The 25,822-nt window shown below is 72.4% G+C and carries 24 protein-coding genes; 11 read left to right on the plus strand and 13 right to left on the minus strand.

Features of this window, described 5'->3' with window-relative positions; translation table 11 throughout:
- Positions 1-68: 68 nt before the first annotated feature.
- Positions 69-1,250, plus strand: coding sequence for an MFS transporter (locus OG521_27620; protein WUW26815.1), 1,182 nt, complete (start codon positions 69-71; stop codon positions 1,248-1,250).
- Here OG521_27620 and OG521_27625 read toward each other — a convergent pair.
- Positions 1,186-2,580 carry an MFS transporter gene (locus OG521_27625; GenBank protein WUW24331.1) on the minus strand — a complete coding sequence of 465 codons (1,395 nt, stop codon included), beginning with the start codon at positions 2,578-2,580 and terminating at the stop codon, positions 1,186-1,188. The two genes, OG521_27620 and OG521_27625, sit on opposite strands and share 65 nt — an antisense overlap.
- A gap of 417 nt (positions 2,581-2,997) precedes the next feature.
- Between OG521_27625 and OG521_27630 the strand changes: the two genes are divergently transcribed.
- Complete coding sequence (locus OG521_27630; protein WUW24332.1) at positions 2,998-3,186, plus strand: hypothetical protein; 189 nt, start codon at positions 2,998-3,000, stop codon at positions 3,184-3,186.
- Between the two features lie 52 nt (positions 3,187-3,238).
- Here the strand turns inward: OG521_27630 and OG521_27635 are convergent, their stop codons facing one another.
- On the minus strand, positions 3,239-4,144 hold the full coding sequence (locus OG521_27635; GenBank protein WUW24333.1) for a LysR family transcriptional regulator: 906 nt from the start codon (positions 4,142-4,144) through the stop codon (positions 3,239-3,241).
- A gap of 89 nt (positions 4,145-4,233) precedes the next feature.
- On the opposite strand from OG521_27635, the gene OG521_27640 reads away from it, so the two are divergent.
- From OG521_27640 to OG521_27670, 7 genes are all read left to right on the plus strand, one after another.
- Positions 4,234-5,706 (plus strand): MFS transporter, encoded by a 1,473-nt coding sequence (locus OG521_27640; protein ID WUW24334.1) that lies wholly within the window; start codon positions 4,234-4,236, stop codon positions 5,704-5,706.
- Positions 5,703-6,464, plus strand: coding sequence for a siderophore-interacting protein (locus OG521_27645; GenBank protein ID WUW24335.1), 762 nt, complete (start codon positions 5,703-5,705; stop codon positions 6,462-6,464). The genes OG521_27640 and OG521_27645 overlap by 4 nt, the downstream gene beginning before the upstream one ends.
- A 160-nt stretch (positions 6,465-6,624) precedes the next feature.
- Entirely contained in the window at positions 6,625-7,068 is a 444-nt protein-coding gene (locus OG521_27650) for a hypothetical protein (protein ID WUW24336.1), read from the plus strand.
- Positions 7,065-8,408 (plus strand): DUF1254 domain-containing protein, encoded by a 1,344-nt coding sequence (locus OG521_27655; protein WUW24337.1) that lies wholly within the window; start codon positions 7,065-7,067, stop codon positions 8,406-8,408. Before OG521_27650 ends, OG521_27655 begins: the two co-directional genes overlap by 4 nt.
- A 36-nt stretch (positions 8,409-8,444) precedes the next feature.
- Positions 8,445-9,809: a DUF1254 domain-containing protein gene (locus OG521_27660; GenBank protein WUW24338.1), complete on the plus strand. Its 1,365-nt coding sequence runs from the start codon at positions 8,445-8,447 to the stop codon at positions 9,807-9,809.
- Complete coding sequence (locus OG521_27665) at positions 9,802-10,482, plus strand: GAP family protein (protein WUW24339.1); 681 nt, start codon at positions 9,802-9,804, stop codon at positions 10,480-10,482. Before OG521_27660 ends, OG521_27665 begins: the two co-directional genes overlap by 8 nt.
- Positions 10,483-10,581: 99 nt before the next feature.
- Entirely contained in the window at positions 10,582-10,806 is a 225-nt protein-coding gene (locus OG521_27670; GenBank protein WUW24340.1) for a DUF2277 domain-containing protein, read from the plus strand.
- Here OG521_27670 and OG521_27675 read toward each other — a convergent pair.
- The 7 genes from OG521_27675 to OG521_27705 form a co-directional block, all read right to left on the minus strand.
- On the minus strand, positions 10,793-11,470 hold the full coding sequence (locus OG521_27675; protein ID WUW24341.1) for a VTT domain-containing protein: 678 nt from the start codon (positions 11,468-11,470) through the stop codon (positions 10,793-10,795). The genes OG521_27670 and OG521_27675 overlap by 14 nt on opposite strands.
- Positions 11,471-11,727: 257 nt before the next feature.
- The gene (locus OG521_27680) at positions 11,728-12,189 is read right to left on the minus strand and encodes a DoxX family protein (protein WUW24342.1); all 462 of its coding nucleotides are present in this window, start codon (positions 12,187-12,189) and stop codon (positions 11,728-11,730) included.
- 83 nt (positions 12,190-12,272) lie between these two features.
- Positions 12,273-14,033: an alkaline phosphatase family protein gene (locus OG521_27685; GenBank protein ID WUW24343.1), complete on the minus strand. Its 1,761-nt coding sequence runs from the start codon at positions 14,031-14,033 to the stop codon at positions 12,273-12,275.
- 135 nt (positions 14,034-14,168) lie between these two features.
- The gene (locus tag OG521_27690) at positions 14,169-16,331 is read right to left on the minus strand and encodes a permease (protein ID WUW24344.1); all 2,163 of its coding nucleotides are present in this window, start codon (positions 16,329-16,331) and stop codon (positions 14,169-14,171) included.
- Positions 16,331-17,014 carry an ABC transporter ATP-binding protein gene (locus OG521_27695; GenBank protein WUW24345.1) on the minus strand — a complete coding sequence of 228 codons (684 nt, stop codon included), beginning with the start codon at positions 17,012-17,014 and terminating at the stop codon, positions 16,331-16,333. Before OG521_27695 ends, OG521_27690 begins: the two co-directional genes overlap by 1 nt.
- Positions 17,015-17,100: 86 nt before the next feature.
- A complete protein-coding gene (locus tag OG521_27700; GenBank protein WUW24346.1) occupies positions 17,101-17,448 on the minus strand; it encodes a hypothetical protein in 348 nt (115 codons plus the stop codon).
- Positions 17,449-17,877: 429 nt separating this feature from the next.
- Positions 17,878-18,522 (minus strand): HNH endonuclease family protein, encoded by a 645-nt coding sequence (locus OG521_27705; protein WUW24347.1) that lies wholly within the window; start codon positions 18,520-18,522, stop codon positions 17,878-17,880.
- A gap of 313 nt (positions 18,523-18,835) precedes the next feature.
- Here OG521_27705 and OG521_27710 point away from each other — a divergent pair, with 313 nt between their 5' ends.
- Positions 18,836-19,645 (plus strand): ABC transporter permease, encoded by an 810-nt coding sequence (locus OG521_27710; protein WUW24348.1) that lies wholly within the window; start codon positions 18,836-18,838, stop codon positions 19,643-19,645.
- A gap of 114 nt (positions 19,646-19,759) precedes the next feature.
- Here the strand turns inward: OG521_27710 and OG521_27715 are convergent, their stop codons facing one another.
- Complete coding sequence (locus tag OG521_27715) at positions 19,760-20,425, minus strand: HAD-IA family hydrolase (GenBank protein ID WUW24349.1); 666 nt, start codon at positions 20,423-20,425, stop codon at positions 19,760-19,762.
- Positions 20,426-20,634: 209 nt separating this feature from the next.
- On the minus strand, positions 20,635-21,744 hold the full coding sequence (locus OG521_27720; protein WUW24350.1) for a peptidoglycan-binding protein: 1,110 nt from the start codon (positions 21,742-21,744) through the stop codon (positions 20,635-20,637).
- 135 nt (positions 21,745-21,879) lie between these two features.
- On the opposite strand from OG521_27720, the gene OG521_27725 reads away from it, so the two are divergent.
- The gene (locus tag OG521_27725) at positions 21,880-23,946 is read left to right on the plus strand and encodes an MFS transporter (GenBank protein WUW24351.1); all 2,067 of its coding nucleotides are present in this window, start codon (positions 21,880-21,882) and stop codon (positions 23,944-23,946) included.
- A gap of 18 nt (positions 23,947-23,964) precedes the next feature.
- Here the strand turns inward: OG521_27725 and OG521_27730 are convergent, their stop codons facing one another.
- Together OG521_27730 and OG521_27735 are read right to left on the minus strand one after the other, a co-directional pair.
- Positions 23,965-24,450 (minus strand): GNAT family N-acetyltransferase, encoded by a 486-nt coding sequence (locus OG521_27730; protein ID WUW24352.1) that lies wholly within the window; start codon positions 24,448-24,450, stop codon positions 23,965-23,967.
- Between the two features lie 129 nt (positions 24,451-24,579).
- Positions 24,580-25,659 carry a DUF2330 domain-containing protein gene (locus tag OG521_27735; protein WUW24353.1) on the minus strand — a complete coding sequence of 360 codons (1,080 nt, stop codon included), beginning with the start codon at positions 25,657-25,659 and terminating at the stop codon, positions 24,580-24,582.
- Positions 25,660-25,822: the final 163 nt, after the last annotated feature.

The raw sequence follows: 25,822 nt of genomic DNA on the forward strand, positions 1-25,822 counted from the left end.
GGCAGCCGGTGAGCGCAGGCCAGAGCGAGCGCACGCGGCCCGTCCCCGCTTCCGTGACCGGCTCCCCGTTGCGTGTTCCGGCCTTCCGGCGGTTCCTGCTGGCTCACCTGGTTTCCGCGACCGGGTCGGCCATGGCGCCCGTCGCGCTCGCGTTCGCCGTCATCGGGCAGGGGGGAGGAGCCTGGTCGCTCGGGATCGTGCTCACCGCCAACACCGTGCCGGCCCTGGTCTTTCTCCTCATGGGCGGTGTGCTGGCCGACCGGATGTCCCGCAGTCGCCTTCTGTTCATGGGCAACCTCGGCGCCGGGACCGCTCAAGCGGCCCTCGCCCTCCTCGTTGCCACCGGGGCCGCGTCCACCTTCGCCATCAGCGTCTGTGCCTGCGTATCCGGGGTGGCGGCCGCCTTCATCGCGCCGGCGGCCCAGGGCATCGCGACCCGGCTCGTGTCGCGGGAGCAGCTCCAGCAGGCCAACGCCCTGGTGCGGGTGCCCGGGAACGCGGTCAAGGTCGTCGGGCCGGTCGTCGGCGGGTTCGTCGTCTCGTTCACCGGGCCCGCCTGGGCGCTCGGGTGGGACGCGGTGACCTTCGTCGTCGCGGCACTGCTGCTGCTCGGGCTCCGGCTCGCCGGCTCCGTGCCCTCCGGCGGTGGCGCCCTGGACGACCTCCGTACCGGATGGGCCGGATTCCGTTCGCGGAACTGGCTCTGGAGCTACACCGCCGCCGGGACCGCGGTCGTGGCGGCCTGGCTGGCCGGATATCAACTGCTCGGGCCGCTCGTCGCCGACCGCGGCTACTCCGGTGCCCGCTCCTGGGGGCTTGTGCAGGGGGCCTTCGCCGCCGGGCTCCTGGCCGGTACCTTCGTCTGCCTCCTCTGGAAGCCGCGGCGGCTGATGCTGGTCTGCGTGGTGGCCAGTTCGGCGATCATGCTGCCGCTGGCCGCTCTCGGGGCGGGACTCTCGCTGTCCTGGGTGCTGGGGGCCGCCGTCGTTGCCGGGATCGGGCTGGACGTGGCCATCGTGGCCTGGTCCACCGCCATGCAACAGCAGTTGCCGGACGCGGAGTTGGGGCGGCTCGGTGCCTTCAACGCGGTGGGGGAGCGTGTCGCCATCCCCTTCGCCTACCTGCTGGTGGCCGGGGCCTCCGCGTACTGGACCAGCCGGCACATTCTGCTGGTGTGCGCTGCGATCATCCTCGCCGCCACGGTGGCCAACCTGTGCGTGCGCGACGTGTACCGGATCCAGCGGGTGTGAACCGGCGCGGAGCCTGGAGGGGTGTTCCGTACGGGAGCGGGAGGCGCCTCCCCAGTCTTGCCAAGGGGGAGAAGGCCATGAAGAGGGGAGACAGGGAGAGTGCCACCGCGGTCGCCAGCAGGCTCGTGCGCAGGCCCCAACTGCCCGCCAGGTAGCCGCCCAGCACAGAGCCGATCGGCGTCAGGCCCATGCCCGCGAAGTTGATCGTCGCCACGACCCGGCCCTGTATCCGTACGGGTGTGAGCCCCTGCCGTACCGCCATCACCGTGACGTTGACCAGCTGGCCGAAGGTCCCGAAGAGGAAGTTGATGACGAGAAGCGCGGGGAGCGTGATGAAGGAGGAGCTGTGCAGGGCCGGTACGCCGAGCATCACGCCGTCCGCGACGACCGCCGATGACACCAGCACCTTGCCGTATCCCAACCTCCCCGGCAGCCTCGCCGCCAGCAGCGATCCCACGACCGCGCCCGGACCCATCGCCGCGAGCGCCAGGCCGATGGCCGTGGGCGACAGGTGCAGCCCGCGCGGGAGGTAGAGCAGATACACGGTCATCAGTGCGGCGAACCAGAACTGGAAGAGCGCCGACGCCACCCCCACCGCCCTCAGCGCGGGATTGCCGGCCACGAAGCGGAGGCCTTCGAGGATCTGTGGCCCCGTGCGCGCCGGGCCCGCAGCAGGTTCGGGTACCCGTTCGTGGCCGCGGATGCGGTGGATCGAAGCCGACGACAGCGCGAAGAAGAACGCGCCGGTGACGACCGCGACCGGGCCGGAGAACAGCGACATCAGCATGCCGCCGAGCGCAGGGCCGCCGATCTGGGCCGCTGATCTGCTGCCCTCCAGCGCGCTGTTGCCCTGCATCAGCCGGTCACGGTCCACCAGCCGTACGAGCGACGCCTGGTACGCCACGTCGAAGTACACGCTCAGGACGCCGACGAGCAGGGCGGCCACCAGCAGCGCGGGCATGCCGAGGAGGCCCAGTACGTACGTGACGGGGATCGCCGCCAGTGCCAGTGCGCGGCCGAGGTCCGCCGCCACCATCACCGTACGGGTGCGGCGCCTGTCCACCCACGCGCCCGCGAACAGCGAGAGCAGCAGGATCGGCGCCTGCTCCACCGCGCGCAGGAAGCCGAGCTGCCCCGCACCCGCGTCGAGGGACACCACGGCGACGAGCGGCAGGATCACCTGCGTGGCCTGCGCTCCGAACTGGGAGGCGGCCTGGCCCACCCACAGCCTGCGGAAGTCGGCGTCCCGCCACAGGGCCGGCGGCGTCCCGGCCGCCCGACGGCCGTTGCTCCCGGCCGCCCGACGGCCGTTGCTCCCGGCCGCCTTCATCGGTGGGCCCGTCGGAGGGGGACTTCCGGCTTGAAGGCGGTCGATGTTCGGGTGTGGCATACCGGGTGCATGGAGGCCTCTTGAGCTGCGGCGGACAACGCTCACCGGCCGGTGCACGAGGAAGTGCGCCGGATCGGGCGAGAAAGGCTCGCTGTGCCGCGACGTGGAGGCAGCACGCGATGACGGGTCGATCACGACCTGCGACGTCAGCGCGTGCTATGGCGACCGGGCATCCCAACTCCTGCTAAATCATGCGACGGTGAGGGAGGCTGGAAGTGGTTGCGGTTGTGGTTGTGCGTGCTGGACGGTAGTCCTTGATCGCGTGGGAAGGTAGCGGTTATCCCTGTCCTCGCCGCCCCTCCGTACCCTCGATTCCCGGGGCGCTGGTGCGCCGGGCCGTGAGAGCAGAGGTGCAGCGTGAGCAAGAGGCGTTACGTCGCCAGGGGCGTCCCGGGCGGCTACCGGATCTGGGACAACCGTGGGCGTCGATGGTGGGGGGACCACTACGAGCTCTGCCCCGATGATCTCCTGCGCGAGCTGAACGGCGACGCGAACCGCGACGCCATTGTCGCCCTGACGAAGCGGTACCGGGCGCTCAAGCGGTAGGACCCCTCCCCGGCACTCCGCCCCCTGTCCCCGGAGCCCCGGTCAAGGTCGCCTATGCCCTTGTCATCACTTCCCGGAAGCATCCCCGCAGCCAGACATGCGCCGGGTCCGCGTCGTCGCGCGGGTGCCAGGCCAGGCCGAAGGGGAGGGGCGGGAGCGGGAGCGGGATCTCGAACGTCCGCAGGCCGAAGGTGTCCGTCAGGGTGCGGGTGCGCGTGTTGGCCAGTCCGACCAGATCGCTCCCCAGCAGGATGAACAGCGAGGACGGGAAGGTGCCGACGCTCCCCACCACCTTTCTGCGCAGGCCGAGTTCGGCGAGGGCGGTGTCGACGGGGCCCTCCGTGCGGCCGCGGCGCGAGACGGTCAGGTGTTCCGCGGCCGCGAAGCGGGCGGGCGTGAGCTCCCCGCTCAGGAGCGGGTGACCCGGGCGCACCACGCCCACCATGTGGTCCTCGAAGAGGTGCTCGCGGTGGACTTCCGGGGAGCGGGTGTCGATGACCCCGACCTCCAGGTCCGCCGCGCCCTCGCGCAGGAACGGGGCGTCCACGTGGCTCTCCATCAGGAAGCGCAGCCGTACGCCCGGCGCCTCCTCGGCGATCCTGGCGAACAGTGCCGCACCGGCTGTCGCGGCCAGGGTGTCCTGGCCCACCACGGTGAAGGTCCGCGAGAGGGCGCGCAGATCCACCTTGCCGCCCGAGAGGAAGACGCCGCGCGCCCGCTCCACGACGGCACGCACCTCGCCGTGGATGGCCCGGGCGTGCGCGGTGGGGACCATGGTGCGGCCCGCCCGCACGAGCACCGGATCGCCCAGCGCCTTGCGGATGCGGCCCAGGGTGCGGCTCATGGCCGGCTCGGACAGATGCAGCCGGGCGGCGGCCCCCGAGACGCTGGATTCCTCCAGCAGCACGTCCAGGGCGACCAGAAGGTTGAGGTCAAGGCTGGATTGCGTCACACGCATAGTTCCCTTGCCAAAGATGCATTGGAAAGCAAGTCGGGCCAACTCTACGGTGGAGAGCACACCCCGCATCCACGGCTCCAGGAGGAGCGTTGTCTCCGTATGCCCCGAAGGCCCCGGGCCTCTCCCGTTCCGCGCTGTACGTGCTCTGCGCCTGTGTGCTCGTCGCGCAGAGCATGGTCGCCGCCATCAACCTGCTCATCCCCCAACTCGCCTCCTCCGCCCTGCGTCCCAGCTCCAGCGAGCTGCTGTGGGCGGTCGACGCCTACGTCATCGTCTTCGCCGGACTGCTGATCCCGGCCGGCGCCCTCGGCGACCGCTTCGGCCGCAAGGGCGTCCTCCTCGCCGGCCTGGGGCTCTTCGCCGCGGGCTCGGCCACCAGCGCGCTCGCCACCGCTCCCGCCGCGCTCATCGCGGGACGCGGAGTGTGCGGCGCCGGGGCGGCGCTGATCATGCCCGCGACCATGTCCATCCTGGTCACCCTCGCCACTCCCGGCCGCAGGGCGCAGGCGCTCGCCACCTGGACACTCGCCGTCGGGCTCGGCGGTCTGGCCGGCAATGTCGGCGGAGGACTCGTCGGACAGTTCCTGTCCTGGCGCGCCCTGTTCTGGGCGATGGTGCCGCTCGCCGCGCTGCTCGCCCTGGCCGTCGCCCGTATCGCGCCCCGCACCCCCGCGCAGACCGGCGCCGCACCGGACCCGGTCGGGTCACTGCTGCTGACCGGGTCCCTGACCGCCCTGGTGTACGGGATCATCGAGGGCCCGTCGCGCGGCTGGGGTTCGGTGCACGTGCTGATCGCCTTCGGCCTCGGAGCCGTACTGCTGGCCGTGTTCGTGGTCCACGGGCTGCGGGCGGCGCATCCGCTCCTCGACCCGAGGGTCTTCGCGTCGCCGGGCCTGCGGGCCGGGGTGCTGGGCACCGCCGCCGGGTTCTTCGGGCTCTTCGCCCTGTTCTACGTCAACTCCCAGTACCTGCAGTACGTGAAGGGCTTCTCCGTGGGCCTCGCCGGGGTGGCGATCGTCCCCCTCACCGTGGGCATGGCGCTCGTGCCGAGGCTCGGGGCCCGCTGGCTGGACCGGTACGGAATCCGGCCGGTGGCGGGCGGCGGGCTCGCCCTCATCGGAGTGGGGCTGCTGCTGGTCTCCACCGCGGACGCGGGGACGCCGTACGCCGTGTACGCGGTGCATCTGCTCGTCATCTCCGCCGGTACGGGTCTGTGCGCGCCCGCCCTGACCGTCGCCGTCGTCTCCGAACTGCCCGCCCACCGGAGCGGACTCGGCTCCGGGCTGAACACCGCGGCCCGCGAGATCGGGGCGGCGCTCGGTGTCGCCGTCGTCGGAACCGTGCTGGCTTCCGGGGCGGGACCGAACCGTCCGGCGGCCGCCCACGCCGCTGATTTCGTCCCGGCGATGGCCGAAGGACTGCGTGTCGTCGCGGCCGTGCTCCTCGTCGTCACCGTCTTCGTCGTGCTCGGCACTTCCGGACGTCCACGCAGTGCCCCTACCCTGTCGGCCGACGGAGCCCCGGCCGCGGATCCGCGCGAGGGCGAACGGGAGACGGTATGAACAGCACCGGCCCAGGCAGTTCCGGAACCACCCGCAGTCCCGGGGTGCGTGAGCGCATCCTCGGCCTGTTCACCCTCCGCGGCACGGTCACCGAGGCCGAACCCGTCGCCGACCGGATGCGCAGGCTCCGCCTCGCGGGTCCGGAACTCGCCGGCCTCACCGTGCTGCCCGGCCAGCAGATCAGGGTCCACGTGGACGGGCTCACCACCCGCCGTACGTACTCGGTCTGGAGCCACGACCCCGAGGGCAGCCTGGACCTGTGCGTGTACGACCACGGAGGCTCGGGCCCCGGGGCGGCCTGGGGCCGGTCGGTGCGGGTGGGGGACGACGTCCGCTTCGGGAAGCCGGAGGGCGGCTTCGTCCTGCGCCCCGGCGCCCCGCACCACGTCGTCATCGGTGAGGAGACCGCGTCGGTCGCCCTCGGCGCCGTTCTGGCCGCCCTTCCGGACGCCTCCGGCGTCCACGGCGTCGTACAGACGGCCACCGCGGCCGGCCGGCTGCCGCTCGCCCACGCGGAGCGGCTGCACTGGCAGGTGCGCGGTGACGCATCGGCCGCCGGGTCCCTGGAACTGGCGGACGCCGTCCGCGGACTTGAGCTCCCGGACCCGGCCCGGACCCCCGGCGCCGTCGCCTATGTGGCGGGCGAGGCACGGACGGTGCAGATGGTGCGCGGCGTGCTGGTGCGCGAGCGCGGCTGGGACCGTCGGTCGGTGCTGACGAAGCCCTTCTGGACTCCGGGCAGGCGCGGACTGGAGTAGCCGGGGCCCGGCGTGCGGGGGACCGCCGGTGCGGGAGCCCGAGGCGTCGCACCCGTCGTGCCCCGCCGCCGTCACCCGTACGGCCGCGTCCAAGTAGCCGCGCCCGAAGGTGCCGATGAGGGTCGGTCTGACGTGCAGTCCCACCGGCCAAGGAGTACTCATGGCACAGACCGCGCCCACGCCGGGCAGCTCTTCCACACCTTCCTCCCCTCCCGGGGGCGTCGACCCCTGGGCGGCCGGCGGAGTCATGTTCGCCGGTGTGCTGCTGATGGTCGACGGGGTGCTGGGGGCGATCAAGGGCATCGCCGGCATCGCGTCCGACGACGTCTACGCACGCATCAACAACTATGTCTTCGAGTTCAACGTGACGACCTGGGGATGGATCCACCTCATCCTCGGCGTCATCATCGCCGTCGTCGGCTGGGGCATCCTCAAGGGCTCCGTCTGGGCGCGCGGCGCCGGTGTGGGACTGGCGGCGCTCAACATGATCGCCAACTTCATGTGGCTGCCCTACCAGCCGGTCTGGGCGGTCGTCTCCCTCGCGATCGACACCTTCGTGATCTGGGCCCTGTGCACGGACCGCTCGAAGTCCGTCATCGGATGAGCGGCGGCGACGGCGCCGGCCCGGCGGTGGCTCCCACCGCCGGGCCGGCGCGTTCCACAGCGGCGGAGGCCTGGATCTGGGGGTATCCGCTGCTGCAGAACTACCGCACGATGTACCCGCAGGCCATAGACCCGGACGACCCCCGTTCGGCCGGTGGCTTCGGACGGTTCCGGCACTACCCGCAGCCGTTCACCCCGGCCAACACCGATGTGGTGACGCCCAACAACGACACGCCCTACTCCTGGGCGTGGCTCGATCTGCGGGACGAGCCGTGGGTGGTGTCCGTGCCGGCCGTCGACCGGTACTACGTCCTGCCGTTCCACGACCTCGACACCTCGTACGTGGGGTACGTCGGCACCCGCACGACCGGGACGGACGCCGGGGACCACCTGATCGCCGGACCCGGGTGGCGGGGACAGGTGCCCGACGGGATCAGCGGTGTGCTGCGCGCGGACACCTTCCTCGTCGGAATCCTCGGGCGTACGTATCTGGCGGGACCCGAGGACGTGCCGGCGCTGCGGGACATCCAGGAGCGGTACCGGCTGCGGCCGCTGTCGGAGTTCCTCGACACGGCCGCCCCGCACCCCGTCGGCGAGCCCGTCTGGCCGGTGTGGCGCGAGGAGGATCTGGACAGTGCCGAGTTCTTCACCCTGCTCGACTTCCTGCTCCAGTTCTTCCCCGTGCTCGACGGGGAACGGGACCTGCGCGAGCGGCTCGCGGCCCTCGGTGTCGACGGCAGCGGCGAGTTCGAACCCGCCGCGCTGACGCCGGAGGTCCAGGAGGCGGTCCGGCTCGGGATCGCCGACGGACGCGCGCGCCTGGAGGAGGCCAGGAGCACGACCGCCGTCTCCGTCGGCATGTTCGGTACGCGCGCCGAGCACGGCGACGACTACCTCACCCGTGCGGTCGGCGCCGACAAGGGTCTCTACGGTCTGCCGTCGGCCGAGGCCTGGTACGCCGGGTGGCTGGAGGACGACCGCGGCAACCGGCCGCCCGACGCCTCCGCCCACGACTACACCGTGCACTTCCCCGCCGGACAGCTCCCGCCCGCCCGCTTCTTCTGGTCCGCCACCATGTACCGGCTGCCCGAGCGGCTCCTCGTCGACAACCCGGCCGACCGCTACTCGATCGGCGACCGCACCCCGGGCCTGCTGTACGACGAGGACGGCGGTCTGACCCTGTACGTGCAGAGGGACCGGCCGGAGGACCCGAAGCGGGCGGCCAACTGGCTGCCCGCGCCCGACGGGCCCTTCACCGTCATGATCCGTGTCTACGGGCCCGGACCGGCCGTCCTCGACGGCGGCTGGCCCATGCCGACGCTCGCCGTGCACGGCCTCTGAACGCACCGTGCACGACCACCGAAGGGGAGGTTCTCCATGCCTGAGGAGCGCACGAACGAGCTCGTCGAGCTGGCCGCCGAGGCCTACGTCTACGGCTATCCGCTCGTCTTCGACCTGTCGATGGTCCAGACGTCCCTGCACAAGGGGTTCGGCAGCCTGGCGGCCGCGCCCTTCAACCAGTTCGCCCACTCCGAACGGCTCGCCGACGCCGACACGCACTTCGTGTCCGTCAACAACGACACCGTGTACTCGATCGCGCAGCTCGACCTCTCCGGCGGCCCGGTCCGGCTGCACGTCCCGGACACCGACGGGGCCTACTACGTCCTCCAGTTCGTCGACGCCTGGACCAACAACTTCGCCTACGTCGGCCGCCGGGCCACCGGCACCGAGGCGGGCGACTGGCTCGTCGTACCGCCCGGCTGGGCCGGCACCGCGCCCGACGACGTGCGCGGGGTGATCGACGCCCCCACCTCGGTCGTCACCGTCGTCGGCCGCAACGCCTGCGACGGCCCGGAGGACCTGGCGCGGCGGGTCCGTCCGCTTCAGGAGCAGCTCACCGTCACCCACCTCGAACCGGGCGAGCACCGCACCGGTCTGCCCGCCCCCGACGCCGGTGTGCCCACGGGGCTCCGCTTCTTCGAGCAGCTCAGGGTGTGGATGGCCGACTTCCCGCCGTCCGCCGCCGACCGGGCGTACCAGGACCGGTTCCAGCCGCTGGGACTCCTGGAGGAGGGCCCTTCGCCCTACGTCCCGGCCGGTGCCGCTCTCGTACGCGCCCTGACCGAGGGGCTGGCGCTCGGCAAGGAGCGGGTGGAAGCGGCGAGCGGGGCCGGGGACGGTGCCGCCGGGGGGTGGACGGTCGATCCGCATCTCTTCGACTACAACCTCGACCACTTCGGTGTGGGGACCATCGACTCGCCGCAGTGGCGCATCGCGGACCGGGAGGCCTCCTACCTGGCCAGGGCCGTCGCCGCCCGGGTCGGGCTGTGGGGGAACCACGGCTACGAGGCGGTGTACGCGCAGACCTTCCACGACGCCGAGGGCGAGCCGCTCAGCGGTGCGCACCGCTACGAGCTCCGCTTCGAGGAACCGCCGCCGGTCGACGCGTTCTGGTCCGTGACGATGTACGACACCCCGGACTACTTCCTGGTCGCCAACCCGGCGGGGCGGTACTCGATCGGGGACCGTACGCCCGGGATCGTGCGCGGTGACGACGGGTCGCTGACCCTCCGCATCAGCCGGGAGCGGCCCGCCGACCCGGCCGCCGCGGCGAACTGGCTGCCGGCGCCCGAGGGCGGGTTCCGGCCCATGCTCAGGCTGTACATGCCGCAGTCGGCCGTCCTCGACGGGCGGTACGAGATCCCCGCCGTCCGGCGGATCGACGGCGGCAGCCATGGGTGACGCGATCGGGCAGATGCTGGCGTCCGCCGTCGGCATCGCGATCAGCCCGCTGCCGCTGATCGCGATCATTCTCATGCTCGCCACCCCGAGCGGCCGGTCCAACGGCATCGCCTTCGCGCTGGGCTGGACGGTTTCGCTCGCCGTCCTGGTCACGGTCGTCGTACTCGCCGGCTCGGGGGCCGACGCCTCCGCAGGGGACGACGGGCCCGCGACCTGGACGCTGTGGCTGAAGCTGGGGCTGGGCGCGCTGTTCGTACTGATGGCGGCCAAGCAGTGGAAGGGGCGGCCGAAGGAGGGGCAGGACGCCGAGCAGCCCGCGTGGATGCGGGCGATCGACGGCTTCACGCCCGGCAAGTCGGCGGGGCTGGCCGCGGCGCTGGCCGTCGCCAACCCGAAGAACCTGGTTCTTGCGGTCGGCGGCGCCGTCTCCATCGCGTCGAGCACGGCGAGCGGGGGCGGGAAGGCCGTCGCCGGAGTCCTGATGGTGGTCGTCGCCTCGCTCTGCACCGCGCTGCCCCTGGCCGTCTACCTCTTCGGCGGGGAGCGGTCCGCGAAGGTGCTGGGGGAGTGGAAGGCGTGGATGGGGCGGCACAACGCCGCGATCATGACGACGGTGCTGGTCGTCCTCGGAGCCAAGTACATCGGGGACGCGATCAGCGGGCTGGCCGGCTGACGGACCGGGCCGGCCGGGTACCGGGGTGCGCCGTGGCCGCTCGGCCGTGGCGCGCCCGCAGCCCGGGACGTTGTCAGTGGCGCGGTCCACACTGGAGACATGTGCCGCAGTATCAAGACCCTTCGCCCGCCCGTCCTCCCCGAAGAGGCCACCGAGGAGGACATCCGCGCCGCCGCCCTGCAGTTCGTCCGCAAGGTGTCCGGCTTCCGCGCCCCGGCCGCGCACAACAAGGAGGTCTTCGACCGGGCCGTCGACGAGATCGCAGCGGCGACGGCCGCGCTGCTGGACGGTCTGGAAGTGCGGGGTGGTGTCAGGACGCCGTAGGCACCGAGACCGGTGCGGCCGCGGCCGCTGCGGCCGCCGCGGCGGGACGCTTCATCAGGAGTGCCGCGAACGCCCCCGCGACGAACAGGGCCAGCACCGAGATGGCCGTGCCCAGCCAGCTCGCGCCGAGCCACTGGGCGCCGAAGTAGCCGAGGCCCACGCTGTAGCCGGCCCATGCCACGCCGGCCACGGCGGACCACGGCAGGAACTCCTTCACGGCGCGGTGCGAGGCGCCCGCGCCCAGCGAGACGACCGACCGGCCGGCCGGGGCGAAGCGTGCGATGACGACGAGGACACCGCCGCCGCGGCTCAGGGCGGCGCCGAGACGTTCCTGCGCCGAGGTGAGACGCCGCGAACGGGCGATGGCCCGGTCCAGCCGCTCGCCACCGCGCCATGCCAGCTTGTACGCGACGAGGTCACCGAGCACCGAGGCGGTGGCCGCGCAGAGGATCAGGGCCAGCAGCGAGGGCACCTCGGTCACCTGGCGGGCCGCGCCCGCGGCGCCGGTGGCCACCGTGGTGGTGCCCGCGGCGGCGGCCGTGGCGGCCGTGATCACGAGGACGCCGCTCGGCAGCACGGGAAGGAAGACGTCCAGCAGCACGGAGAGGGCGACCACGGCGTAGATCCATGGGCTGCTGGTCAGCGCACCCACACTCTCGAGCACCTTCTACTCCCCGATCCGTAACAACGCCGCGACGTCGCAGGGGAGCGGCAGGAGCGGCAGGGCCAGCTGTACAGCGTACGCCTGCCGTTCACCGGGAGATCCCTATATATGCGTGATGTTGGGCATCTCACGTGAGCCACACCCGCCCCTCACGTTTTCGCTGCACTTGTGTGCCCGTGTGCCCGTGTGCCCGTGTACGCCGGGGAGCGGTGTCCCGGTGTACACGGGCACGGGAGAGACGGTGAACGCGGCGGGTGTCAGACGGCGACGGGGGACTTCGCCTCGGCTGCCCGGTCCTGGTCGTCCCGCGTCGCGGCGGCGCGGGACGTGAACAGCCGGTCCAGGGCCAGGGCGCCGGGGCCCGTGAAGACGAGCAGCAGGAAGACCCAGGAGTAGACGGCCGAGGGCTCGCCGCCGTTCTCCAGCGGGAAGAGCGCCCCGGGCTGGTGGACCTTGAAGTACGCGTACGCCATGGAACCGGACGAGACGAGCGCGGCGATACGGGTCCCGAGGCCCAGCACCACGAGTCCGCCGCCGACGAGCTGGATGACCGCCGCGTACCAGCCGGGCCAGGTGCCGGCGGGTATCGATCCGCCGCCCATGGCGCCGCCGAGGACGCCGAAGAGCGAGGCGGCACCGTGGCAGGCGAAGAGCAGGCCGACGACGATGCGGAAGAGCGCGAGGGCATAGGGCTGAGCCCGGTTCAGGCGTGTGTACATGGGGGGAGAGCTCCTTCGGTCTGGTGGGGACGTGAACCGACTGAGCGCCACAGATTAGGTAGACCTCACCAATACTTGCAAGTTCAACGTTTTGTCGACTGGCTGAAAGTCGACGGGGCTTCGTCGGTCAGTGTGCGATCGAATACCGTCTCCAGCAGGGCCCCTGTCCTGCTTGACTTGGCCTGAACCAATGACAGCGCAGCTTTCCGGCCATTCAGGGTGAGCGTCATCAGCTGATTGCCGAACCACGGCCCGTCCGTCTTGCTCCATCGCACCGACGGCGTACCGGTGCGCCCGTGCCGCGCCAGCAGCCGGCCGAGCAGCCGTCCGGCCCGGCTCCAGCCGAACCGGAACCCGGCCCTGAGGGGCGCGGGAATGGAGTTGTGCACGGGAGAGCAGGTCAGCTGCAGGACGCGGGTCGCCGGTGCGGTGCCGGGCGCCGGGGCGGGCCGGTCGGGCTCCGCGACGTACGCATGGTGCACATCGCCCGACAGCACGCATACCGTCGCCGGGGCGTCCCGACCGTCGGCCACCTCCCGGATCAGCTCTGTCAGCTGTCCGAACGAGTCCGGGAAGGCCGCCCAATGCTCCAGGTCGGAGCGCTGCCGCAGGTACTCGCCGACGCGCGCCCAGCGGCCGTCGGGACCGCCCCGCTCGCCCCGGCACAGCGCGGCGCTCCACTGCTCCGCGTCATGGACCAGGGGCGGCAGCAGCCACGGCAGCGAGGTGCCGATCAGGAGGTGGTCGCGGGAACCGGGGGCTGCCAGCGCCTCCTCGCGCAGCCAGGCCGCCTCCCGCGGGTGGAGCATCGCCCGCTCCTGCTCGCCGAGCACCCGGGCGGCGCGGCTGTCCACCATGAGCAGCCGTACTCGGCCGAAAACACGTCGGTAGCTCCAGCTCGTGCGCGTGGCGTCGGCGGCCGCCGCGGCGGCGAAGCCGCGGACCGCTTCGGTGGCGTCCGGGGTCGCGTGCACCTCCGCGTACAGCGGGTCAGCGGCGAGTTCGGCGGGGGAGAGGTTGCCCAGGTGCTGGTAGACCCAGTACGACATCAGCCCGCTGACGATGCGCTCGTTCCACCAGGCGGTGGCGCGGATGGAGGCGAGCCAGGCGGCGCTGGTGTTCCAGTCGTCGATGACATCGTGGTCGTCGAAGATCATGCAGCTGGGGACCGTCGAGAGCAGCCACCGCACCTCGGGGTCGCGCCACGACTCGTCGTACAGACAGGTGTATTCGTCGTAGTCCGCCACCTCGGCCCCCGGCGGCTCGTCCAGGTCGCGCCGGGCGGCCAGCCTGCGCCGGGTCGCCTGCGAGGTCTCGTCCGCGTACACCTGATCGCCCAGGAGCAGCAGGACATCGGGGCGTACGGCATCGGGGTCGGCGGCGAGCCGGGCGGCGAGGGTGTCCAGGGCGTCCGGCCCGACGGGATCGCCCCGGCCGGGCAGATGGCCGTCGGCGGGCGGGGCGGCCCAGCGGCAGGAGCCGAACGCGACCCTGACCGTCCCCGGCCCGGCCGCCCCGTCGCCCTCCTCGCCCCCGTCGGGGGCGCCGGTTATGGGCGGGGTGGTGATCGTGCTCGCGGGGAACCGGTAGTCCTCCGGCGGCCACACCGTGCGGTCGTCGAGCAGGACCTCGTACGGCGTGGTGGAGCCGGGCGTCAGTCCGGTCACGACGACCAGGGCGTAGTGGTGCCCGGAGACCGCGAAGGTGCGGGACGAGCCCGACGCCCCGTCCGCGCAGCGGACTTCGGCCGTGCACGGCCGGTCCGCCTCGACCCAGACGGTCGCGGTGGTGGCGGTCTCCCAGTCGACGTACCGCAGCAGTGGTCCCAGTCGCAGGCCGGCCATGTGAAGCTCCTCGCGTCGTTCCGTACGGGACGGTCCGGACGATTCCGTGGGGGGCGCCGACCGCGGATGCGGACAGCGGGTTCGTACCGTACGGAACGACGGGGAGGTGCGGGGCGGTTCCGGGCAGGTGTTTCGTCAGTCAGCGGCCGGCTTCCACCGCTCCGCCTCGCGTGCGGACGCCCGTGCGCCGAGCAGTCCGACGGCCAACGAGACCGCGGCACACGCCGAGACACCGGCTGCCAGGACGGTCCAGGACACCGAGCCCTCCTTCACCAGGGCGATGAAGAACACCGAGTGCCAGGCGGTCACCACCCCGGTGACCACCGTCGCGACGAGCAGCGGCACGGTGAGGTGCCAAGAGGCCACGGACCGGAACACGCCGCGTCTGCCGGTCAGGACGGCCAGCGGTGCGAGAGCGTGGCGGATCCGGACGAACTCCGCCGCCGCGCTCACCGCTCCGGCGACGAGGACGAAGAGGATGCCCGTGATGCCGAACAGCTGGATCCAGTTCGGCAGCCGGGACCGCGAGGACCCCTGCCACCCACTCCCCAACGCCTCCACCTGGACGGCGGGGTTGGGGAGGGTGAAGGCGGCCTGCTTCACCGCGGCGAGCTGCCCGGCGACGGGGGTCACGACGATGAGGGACTCGGTGCCGTCCGCCTTCACGCCGATCCGGGAAGCCGGTACGAAGACGAAATCGCCGTACCAGCGGCGCATCTCCGCCACCTGGGCGTTACCACCCGCCGTCGCCTTGGCGCCGTGACACGACACGCGCAACGCGCGCAGGTCGCGGCAGGTTCCGCCGACGGTGATCCACGGTTCCTTCGGCGGTCCGGGATCGTGGAAGGCGTGGCTCAGCAGCACCGAGCCCGCCGGCAGGGAGGAACGAAAGCGGTCGGTCTGAGCCGCGGTCATCCTGCTCGGCGTCACCTCGACCACGGTGTCCTTGATCCGCTGATGCGTCGCGACGGCGGCCTGCGACTGAACTCCCAGCCTGCTGGTCCACACCTGCATCTGGGCGACGATGCCGATCCCGATCACCATCGCCAGCGCGAGGCGGACGATCACGCCGGGGTGCGCATGCGTCCAGCGCCCGCCCACCAGACGGCCCGGATGGCCCTTCCGCCTCCCGCTCGCGGCGACCCAGGACCCCAGGCGACGGGTGAGCAGGGCCACGACGGAGGACAGGAAGGCCCACATCACCACGGTTCCGGAGGTGAACACGAGGAGCTGCGCCTTGCGGGGCAGATACTGGCTCGTCAGGACCAGCGCGACGCCCACACCGCACAGCGCCGGACGCCATGCGGGGACCCGGTCGCCGAAGGAGGCGGGACGGGTGGACGTGCCGTCCCGGCGGACCCGGTGCGTGCCCACCACGAGCGCGAGCACGACCAGCAGGGACACCGCGGCCGAAGCGGCGGCCATGGGCCAGGCGCCCTGTACATCGCGGTGGTCGAGGATGTATCCGGTGGGCGCCAGGCGCGTGCTGTGCACGGATGCGACGGCGTACGGGGCGAGCGCGACGAGCGTGCCCAGCACGGCCGGGACAGCCGCCTCCCCGATGTTGACGATCATGCGGTGCCGCCCTGTGCCGCCCAGCGCCTGGAGCAGACCGCTGCGCCGGTCGCGGGTGCGGGAGCCGACCCGTGCGGCGACGACGGCAAGGGCGAGGGCGGGCAGTCCGGCCAGGGCCCACAGCGCCAGGAGGGGAGAGGTGACGGCCGGCTGGTCGACCATCTCTCCCGTCGCTCCGCCGTTTCTGCCGAAGGCGGCCAGAGGGAGCCACCTTCGGTCGCTCTTGGGTGCCTCGTCCCCTACCCGGACATAGGCGATCCGCTCCGACGGAGTGACCAGGCCGTCCGCGCCGATGGTGCCGGCGAACCGTCCGTAGCGGGTCAGAATTCCCTCCCCGGCCCCGGTGCGGAGGAGTTCGGGAGAGAGCAGCACCTCGCCCGGCTCCGGCCAGCGGGTCACACCGGCGGGTACCGGCGCATCGGCGCTGAGCGGCCGGACGAAGACGAGGGAGACGGGCCTGCCGCCCACGGAGTCGCCCCCCTGCCGGTAGAGCAGGCGGGGCTCGGCGTTCTCACCGAAGGCGACCACCGGTCCCCGGGCCTCCGCCCGGGCTTCCCGGCCGTCGAAGGTCGCGACCGTGGCCACGGTCGCGAGGACGACGAAGGCGACGGCGGCCGCGGCACCGAACAGCCCCCACCAGCGCAGTCGGTCGCCCGGCGTGGCCCGGCCCGCGGCTATGCCGATCCTGAACAGCGTGGACGCGGTGCGTATGCGGTTCGACATCAGAAGGCCCGCGCTTCGGCCAGCAGTCCGCCGCGCAGTTCGTGGCGCCGGTCGGCGCGGTCGGCCACCGAGAGGTCATGGGTGACCACCAGCAGGGCGCAGCCCCGGTCGCGGGCGGCCGTGAACAGATGCGCGGCGACCGACTCCCTGGCTTCCGGATCGAGTGCGCCGGTGGGCTCGTCGGCGAGCAGGACGGCGGGCTCGGTGATCAGTGCACGGGCGACAGCGGTCCGCTGGCGCTCGCCGCCGGAGAGTGCGCCGGTAGGGGTGGAGCCGGTGGGGACGCCGAGCTCGGCGAGGAGTTCCTCCGCCCGCAGATACGCCTCCTTGTGACGTCCCCCGTCGAGCAGGACGGGCAGGGCGACGTTCTCCACCGGGCTGAGCTCGGGAAGGAGTTCGCCGAACTGGAACACCATGCTCAGCGTCTCCCGGCGGGCCCGGGCGAGGCGTGCGGAGCCGAGCCCGGTGATGTCCTGTCCCGCCGCGTTGACGGTGCCCGTCTGCGGTTTGACCAGGCCGAGGATGCACATCAGGAGGGTCGACTTGCCGGACCCGCTGGGGCCGGTCACGGCGACGGACTCGCCCGGGGCCACGGACAGCTCCACGCCGTCGAGGAGGGTCCGCCCGCCGACCTGGTAGCGCAGATCGCTGACATGGAGCCCTGACAGGTCATTCCGGTCCACAGAACTTGCCTCTTGTCTTGGGAAACGAGGGTGCCGCACCAGCCCCGGTGGGCCTGGTGCGGCAGTGGTGCCTTGAGGTGCGGCGACTACGGGAACTTCCAGCCCGAGCAGTCGTCCGGTGCGCCGTAGTTCTCGTCACAGACCTTGAACTGGGTGATCTCTCCCCCGTCGGCCGAGTACGAGGTGGTGCCCGGGCCGCTGTGGTTCCACAGCGTCTTCTTCGCCCCCACGTTGCTGATCCGGTAGTACTCGGCCTTCACCGGGTCCCCGTCGCTGCTGTTGTCCTTGACGGCGACCCGTCCCCTGTCGTTCTGAGCCGGGGACCACCCGTGCGCACCGCCGCCGTAGGCGTCCACCGCCGCCACCGCGGAGGCGGTGGGCACGGCGACGGCGAGGGTGAGCAGTGCGGCAGCGACGATCGTTGTACGCGTCATTCCTTCGTACTCCTTCAGCCGTTGATGTCGAAGGCGCGAAGGCGTACCGGCCGCAGGGCGTGTGCCTGCGGCCGGTACGTCGTGCACCCCTGATGTCTCCGGGCCGGAGCCCCCCCAATGAGACGGCTGATTTATCGCACGGGGAGTCGGGCTCAACAAGGACTACCTGAGGTCTCCGGCCACGCCGATCGGTGTGGCCGGAGAGCTGTGTGACGCGTGATTCTCCTGTTTCTGGATGGGTTGTCCCCGGCCGGGCGGCGGAACCCGGCGCCCGCGGGTGATTCCGGTGGTGAGGCGATCGACCGGAAAGCGCCCTCGGAACGCGGGACTCCGTACCAGCGGGTGGGACGGGAGGCGGCCGGGCCGTAGGAGGCACGTCCCGGCCGCCGTGTGCCGGTCAGCCGGCCGGCCGACCCGCGGTCGCGGGGGTCAGCAGCCGTTGAGGACGGACTGCAGGGCGCTCTTCTCGGCCGAGTCGACGGTCAGGTCGTAGTAGTGCTTCACGTGCACCCAGGCGCGGGCGTACGTGCACTTGTAGGCGGCGAGCGAGGGGAGCCAGGAGGCGGGGTCCTTGTCGCCCTTGGACTGGTTGACGTTGTCGGTGACGGCGATGAGCTGGGGGCGCGTCAGGTCGTTGGCGTACGCCTGTCGTTGGGCGGTGGTCCAGCTCGACGCTCCCGAGCGCCAGGCCTCGGCGAGCGGGACCATGTGGTCGATGTCCAGATCGGCTGCGGCGGTCCAGGTGGCGCCGTCGTACTCCGAGTACCAACTGCCGCTGACGGCGGCGCAGCTGGAGTCCTGCGAGACGTTCGTGCCGTCGCGCTTCAGGACCACCTCGCGGGTGTTGCAGGCACCCGACTGAGTGATCCAGTGCGGGAACTTGTCCCGGCTGTATCCGGTGGACGAGCCCTCGGCCTGCACCGTGAGCTCGCCGAGGTAGGTACGGGCGGTGGACGCGGCGACCGGGGTGGGCATGGCCGCCTGCGCGCTGGGGGCGGTGAGCAGGCCGGTGGTTGCGGCGAGGGCGGCGGATGCGGTGAGGACGGCTATGCGACGCGCGTAGACACCTGACATGCGAACTCCCTTGATGTGGGGGGATGTCGGACGGGCTGTCCGGAACGGCCCGGCCATCGTGGCGGCGCCGGGTTTCCGTGGGGTGGGCGCCAGGTAACAGGGTGGCGACATGGGCACGTCACATCAAGGGGTCTGACAAAGAGGCTCGGAGTGCGGGGGCGTGCGCAACTGAGTGCGCGGGCGTACGGAACTGAGGGTGCGGCAGGTACGAGGGGTGGGCGCGCGGTGGGGCCGGTGCCGGCCGGGCCCGGGCCGGCACCGCGGTTCCGGTTCGCGACGCGGGAGCGGGTGCGACCGGTCTTAAGGTGGCCGCGTGCTGCTTCCGGTCAACATCACACTCGGCGTCGTCCTGGCGCTGCTGCTCGCGGCGGCCGCCGCCGTCGCCTCGTTCGCCTCGCTCGGCCGGTCGCGCGAGATCGTCGTGGCCGGGCTGCGGGCCGCGGTCCAGCTCGCCGTGGTCTCCTCGCTCATCGGCTGGGTGGTCCACGCCCTCGCGCCGATGTTCGCGTTCATCGCGCTCATGTACGCCGTGGCCGTGTGGACGGCGGGCCGCCGGGTCACGGGAAACCGCACCTGGTGGTGGGCGGCCGTGCCGATCGGGGCGGGCGTCGCGCCGGTCGTCGTCGTGCTGCTGCTCACCGGCCTGGTGCCGGTGCGGGGCATCGCGCTGATCCCGGTCGCGGGCATCCTCATCGGGGGCGCGCTGACCGCGACGGTGCTCGGCGGCCGGCGGGCGCTGGACGAACTGTCGACGCGGCGGGGCGAGGTGGAGGCGGCGATGGCGCTCGGCTTCCTGGACCGCGACGCGCGGCTGGAGATCGCCAGGCCCGCGGCGTCGGACGCGCTGCTCCCGGGGCTCGATCAGACGCGCACGGTGGGGCTCGTCACGCTGCCCGGGGCCTTCGTGGGCATGCTGCTGGGCGGCGCCTCACCGGTACAGGCGGGCGCCGTACAGCTGTTCGTGCTGGTCGCCCTGATGGCCGTGCAGGCGGCGGCCGTCGCGACCGTACTGGAACTGGTGGCGCGGGGGAGGCTGCACCGCGAGTCGGCGGAGCCCTCGGAGGGGGATCGGGCGGGGGATTCGAGGGGGGACTCGACGGGGGAGGCGGACCCGGCGCGCTGACGACCGGAGGTGAGGACCGGGGGTGACGACCGGAGGTGACGCCCACGGGTGTGGCTCCCGGAGGCGACCCTCGGAGACGACGCCCCGCGGTGACCGCCCCGCCGCCCTGCGCGGTTACGCCCGCGCGTCGAAGTGCAGCACGATCGAGCCGTCCGACGCCGCTTCCACCCGGATCTGCGACAGGTCGTCGACGTGTGCGTCGGGGGAGAGTGCCGCCGCGCGCGGGCCCACGCCCACGACACGCATGCCCGCCGCCCGGCCCGCCGCGATGCCCGCCTCGGAGTCCTCGAAGACGATGCAGTCCGCCGGCTCGAAGCCCAGTCCGGCCGCGCCCTTGAGGAAGCCCTCGGGGTCCGGCTTGCTGGCGCCGACGCTCTCGGCGGTGACGCGGAGTTCCGGCATCCGCAGCCCGGCCGCGGTCATCCGGGCCCGGGCCAGCGCCAGGTCGGCCGAGGTGACCAGGGCGTGCGGGAGGGAGGCGATCGCGTCCATGAAGGCCGGGGCGCCGCCGACCGGGACGACGCCGTCGGTGTCGGCGGTCTCCTCGGCGAGCATCACCCGGTTGTCCGCGTGGTTCAGCTCAATCGGGCGGTCCGGGAGGAGCACCGCCATGGTGGCGTACCCCTGGCGGCCGTGGACCACCTTCAGCGCCGCCTCCGGGTCCAGGCCGTTGCGCAGTGCCCAGCGCCGCCAGCAGCGCTCCACGACGGCGTCGGAGTTCACCAGGGTGCCGTCCATGTCGAGGAGGAGTGCGTGGGCGGTGAGGGCGGTGGCCGGCATGGGCGGGCTCCAGAACGGGGGAAGCGAACGCCGCGGGGAGATGTGCGGCGCGGGAAGGCGAACAAGGCGCGGGAAGAGACGCGGGAAAGAGAACAAGCGGCCCCCGCTCGCCGGTCAGGGTGTGCGCGCGGAGGCCACTTTGTTCCTCCACGATACAAAAACCGGCCCGGGAAAGCGAATCCCTGCCCGGGCCGGGTCTCCGGTGCGGGTCAGTGGCGTCCCGCCCCGGGTGTGTACTGCTCCAGCGTGCTCCGGGTGTGGGGTCCGTAGACCCCGTCCGGATCGCCGTCGATGCCCCACCACGTCTGGATGTCGTGCACGGCCCTCTCGACCCGGTCCGTGTAGTCGCCGTCGATGCTGTCGTTGAACGCCCCGACCATCTGGAGCCGGATCTGCAGTTCGGCCACCTCCGTGCCGCGATCACCCCGCCGCAGCGTCGGGCCGCCCGGTGGCTGGGCGGACGGCGCCACCGCCGCCGGGGCGCTGCTCCCCGCCGTGGCCGACGGGGACGAGGTGACCGCCGACGCTGACGGGGACGGTGGGGCGGAACGGGACGCCGTCACGGACGCGGACGGAGAGGGTGACGCGGAGGCGGAGGCGGAGGCGGACGGCGGGCCGGCCGCAGACCGTGATGGTGACGCGGAGGCGGACGCCGTGTCGGAGGCCGACGGTTCGGCGCTCTCCTCGGGAAGGCTGTTCACCCTGGACGGCAGCGCCTGGTCCAGGTCGGCCTCCTTGCCCTCGTCCCCGTGGAACAGTCCGCCGACGAAGGCCGCGGTGCCGACCACCGCGACGACGGCCGCTCCCGCGATCAGGGCCGCGAAGGGCTTGCGGCGGCGCGGCTGCACGGGGTCCGGGCCCGAGGCGATGAGCGAGGCGGCCGGGAGGGCGGCCGTGCCCTCCGGGGCCAGTGCGTCCGGCAGCGGGCCGGGGCCCGGACCAGGTCCCGCCGGATCCAGGAACAGCGGCATCGTCGTGGCGGCGTCCCCCGGTGCGTGCTCCTGGTGCGGACCGGCGTCGGCCGCCGCCCCCGCGTCCTCGCCGCCCAGCGTCACGTACGGCCGGATGCGCAGCGGATCGAAGTCCTCCGCCGCCGCCATCTCCGCCGACCGCTCGGCGTGGTGCCGCTCGGTGATGCGCTGCTGCTCGGCTGCCCGCTCCCGGTCGCCGAGGTGATGCTGCCCCCCTGCGCCCTGCTGCCCGGGGGCGCTGTCCTGCGGTCCGGCGCCGCCGCGTTCCGCGCGTCCCGCGCAGGCGCAGCCCCGGCCGGTGCCCGGTCTGTTGTCCGTACCGCACTCCGGGCATATATGTCCGGTCATTGTGGGTCCCCTCCCCTTGAACTGCCTGCGATTATGCAGCCCGCCGCCAGGAAGCCCAATCATGGAGCCCTTCCGCAGGCCATAACGGGACGGAACGGACAGGATGGGGGTGTATCGGATCCGAGGAGATGTTTCATGGCCCAGCAGTTGAGCCCTCCGGCCCCGGCCCCCGGCGGCGAACGCTCCACCCGGTCGGTCCTGGTGGCGATCGGCGCACTGCTTCTCGGCATGCTCCTCGCCGCACTCGACCAGACCATCGTCTCCACCGCACTGCCGACCATCGTCAGCGACCTCGGCGGTCTGGAGCACCTGTCCTGGGTGGTCACGGCCTATCTGCTGGCATCGACCGCGGCGACCCCGCTCTGGGGCAAGCTCGGCGACCAGTACGGGCGCAAGCGGCTCTTCCAGATCGCCATCGTCATCTTCCTGATCGGCTCCGCCCTCTGCGGCATCGCCCAGAACATGCCGCAGCTGATCGGCTTCCGCGCCCTTCAGGGGCTCGGCGGCGGCGGGCTGATGGTGCTGTCGATGGCGATCGTGGGCGACATCGTCGCCCCGCGCGAACGCGGCAAGTACCAGGGGCTGTTCGGAGCGGTGTTCGGCGCGACGAGCGTCCTCGGACCGCTCCTCGGCGGCTTCTTCACCCAGCACCTCAGCTGGCGCTGGGTCTTCTACATCAACCTCCCCATCGGCGTCGTCGCCCTCGGTGTGATCGCCGCAGTGCTGCACATCCCGGTCCGCCGCACGAAGCACACCATCGACTACCTCGGCACCTTCCTCATCGCCTCGGTCGCCACCTGTCTGGTCCTCGTCGCCTCGCTCGGCGGCACGACCTGGCCCTGGGCATCGGCCCAGATCATCGGTCTCGCCGTGCTCAGCGTGGTGCTGCTGATCGCCTTCGTGTACGTGGAGCGGCGCGCGGCCGAGCCCGTGCTCCCGCTGAAGCTGTTCCGGATCAGGACGTTCAGCCTGGTCGCGGTGATCAGCTTCGTGGTCGGCTTCGCGATGTTCGGCGCGATGACCTATCTGCCGACGTTCCTCCAGGTGGTGCACGACATCACGCCGACGATGTCCGGCGTGCACATGCTCCCCATGGTGTTCGGCCTGCTCATCACCTCGACGCTGTCGGGCCAGATCGTCAGCCGTACGGGCCGCTGGAAGGTCTTCCCGGTCGTCGGCACCGGCCTCACCGCGGTCGGCCTGCTCCTCCTGCACCGGCTGACGGAGACCAGCCCCACCTGGGAGATGAGCATCTACTTCTTCGTCTTCGGCGCGGGACTCGGCCTGGTGATGCAGGTCCTGGTCCTGGTGGTGCAGAACGCCGTGACGTACCAGGACCTCGGCGTCGCCACGTCGGGGGCGACCTTCTTCCGGTCCATCGGCGCCTCGTTCGGTGTCGCGATCTTCGGCACCGTCTTCACCAACCGGCTCACCGACAAGCTCGGCTCGGCGCTCGCCGGCCAGTCGCTGCCGCCCGGCGTCAGCGCCGACGGACTGGCCGCCGACCCGCGCGCCATCGGCCAGCTGCCGCCCGATCTGCGGACACCCGTGCTCCACGCGTACTCGACGTCGATCACGGACGTGTTCCTGTACGCGGCCCCCGTCGTCCTGATCGCCTTCGTCTTCGCCTGGCTGCTCAAGGAGGACAAGCTGCGCGGGTCGGTGACCGCCCCCGAGGTCACCGAGACGCTGGCCTCGAACCCGGTCGAGCGCTCCTCGTACGACGAATGCGCACGCGCCCTGTCGGTCCTCGCCACCCGGGAGGGCCGCCGCGAGGTCTACGTGAAGATCACCGAACGGGCCGGCTTCGACCTGCTGCCCGCCGCCAGCTGGATGCTGCTGCGCATCAAGCGGCACGGCACCGTCGAACCCGCCCGGCTCGCCGACGTCGCCCCCGTGCCGCTGCGGGTGATCAGCGACGCGGCCAGGCAGCTGGAGGAGCGTGGTCTGGCCCGCCGGGTGGGCGTGCAGATGGTGCTCACCGAGCCCGGCGCCGAGGCCGTCGTGAAGCTCGCCCAGGCCCGTGAGGACTCGCTCGCCGAGCTGCTGGGCGACTGGTGGGGGCCGGACCGGCCGACCGACCTGGTCGCCCTGGTGTCCGAACTGACCGCGGAGACGAGCGGGTCCAGCAAGGAACGCCCGCACAGCCCCGAGCCGAAGCGGGACCACTCGGCGGGCCGCCCGCACCAGCCGCCCGCCTGACGGATCCGCCGGGTACGGCTACGGCCGGTCGAGCTGCTTCGCGAACCAGTGGTCCGCGTACATGCGGCGGTGGAAGGCCGGGACCTCCTCGTAGCCGTGCTTGGCGTACAGTCCGCGCGCCTCGATCAGGTCGCTGCGGGTGTCGAGCCGGATCTGCCGTACGCCGAGCTCCAGCGCCAGGCTCTCGACGGCTCCGAGCAGCAGCCCGCCGCCGCCCGTGCCGCGCGCCTCGGGGCGTACGTAGACCCGGGTCAGCTCCGCGGTGTCCGCGTCCTTCACCAGCAGACCGGCGCAGGCCGCCGCGCGGCCCCCGATCCGGCCGACGACGAATCCGCCGGTCGGCGGGACGAGCTGTTCGGCACCGTCGTCGGTGAGCCCCTCGTCGATCTCCTCCGCCGTCGCGGGCCGCCCCCAGTAGCGGCTGGCGACCTCGTCGTAGTAGTCCCTTCGCAGCAGGGCGGCGTCGGGGGAGTCGAAGTGCTCGGGAGTCACGGTCCACGTCATCGGGTCATTGTTTCCCGCGCATGCCTGTATGGAGAAACGAATTCGGGTGCGGGGCGTGGGGGTGTCGTGCGTACGACGGTCCCGTGCGTCACCCTGCGTGCGTACGTACGAGCAGGTGCGCGCCCGTCCTCACCGCAGGGGCGGTGGCGCGAAGACCGGCGGCGGGGGTGTCACCGGGCGCCGCCGCCGGGCCCGCAGCACCAGCAGCAGGGCCGCGAGCGCCACCGCCACCGCACCGAGCAGCGACAGCACCCAGGCCGGGACGCCGCCCACGGTCAGCAGTTCGTCCCGGTAGTACGTGGTCCGGTACGGGGTGTCGGCGGCGGCCGCCCGCAGCTCGTGGTCGCCGTCGATCAGCTCCGGCCGCGGGAACGACTGGCCGATCGCCGTGACGAACACCGGCTTCCCGCCCGTCAGCGCGTCCAGCGCGTCGTACGCGCCGCCGTCCAGCCGGCCCGCGTACGTCACCTCGGGCCGCTGCCCGCCGATCGTGCCGCGCGGCTCCATGCGGTGGGCCGCGAGCACGTACAGCCCCAGCGACTGCGGTGTCGTGGCGAGCCGGGACAGACGCATCGGATAGACGAGCCGGTCGCTGGCGAACCGCAGCCGCAGCGGGTCGAGCGTGCCGGCCAGCCGGCTGCCCGACTCGCGGGGCGCCAGGCGCACGGCCACGTACTCCCACTTCTGCTCGACGTACGGGCGCAGGGCCGTCGCGAGCCGGTCCGGGAGCTCGAAGCCGTTCTCCTTCAGCCAGCCCTCCAGTGCCGCGGGGTCGGTGGCGGCCAGCCGGGCCACGTCGAAGGGACCGAGCCGCTCCCGGCCCACCACCTCGACCGGTGCGGCGGCCGAAGGGGCGGCGGCGCCGTCCCCGGAGCTGCCGCCGCCGAACGGCCAGTCCTCCGCGCGCGGCCAGAAGTAGGGGCGCGTCCGGCTCACCGGAGCGGTGAGGTCGCGGAGCTCGGAGAAGACCGAGGCGTCGCCCAGCCCGACCGTCGCGCGGTGCGGCACCGGCATGATCCACGCGGCATCGGGGGCGTCCCCGCGCACGGTGAGCTGCATCACGATCTGCTCGGTGGTGCCGTCCCAGCCGACGACGGACGTCTCCCGGTCGACCGACACCCGGGCGTCCCGGTCCACCACCATCGCCCCGCAGCCGCAGGCGTACGCCGGTGCGATCAACGAGCCGAGCTGGAGCGAGAACACCACCATGACCAGGGAAAGCGCCCGAACCGCCCACGCGCGCGGCCCGTGCCGCACCTCTTGTCCACGCCCCGCACACCGCATGTCCCGCGTTCCTCCCCGTGGTCACCGATCAGGGGCTCAGACGTGAGCACGGCCCCACCGGTTCCGGCAGTCGGGCCCGCCACACAGC

This window comes from Streptomyces sp. NBC_01463 (assembly GCA_036227345.1).
Taxonomy (GTDB): Bacteria; Actinomycetota; Actinomycetes; order Streptomycetales; family Streptomycetaceae; genus Streptomyces.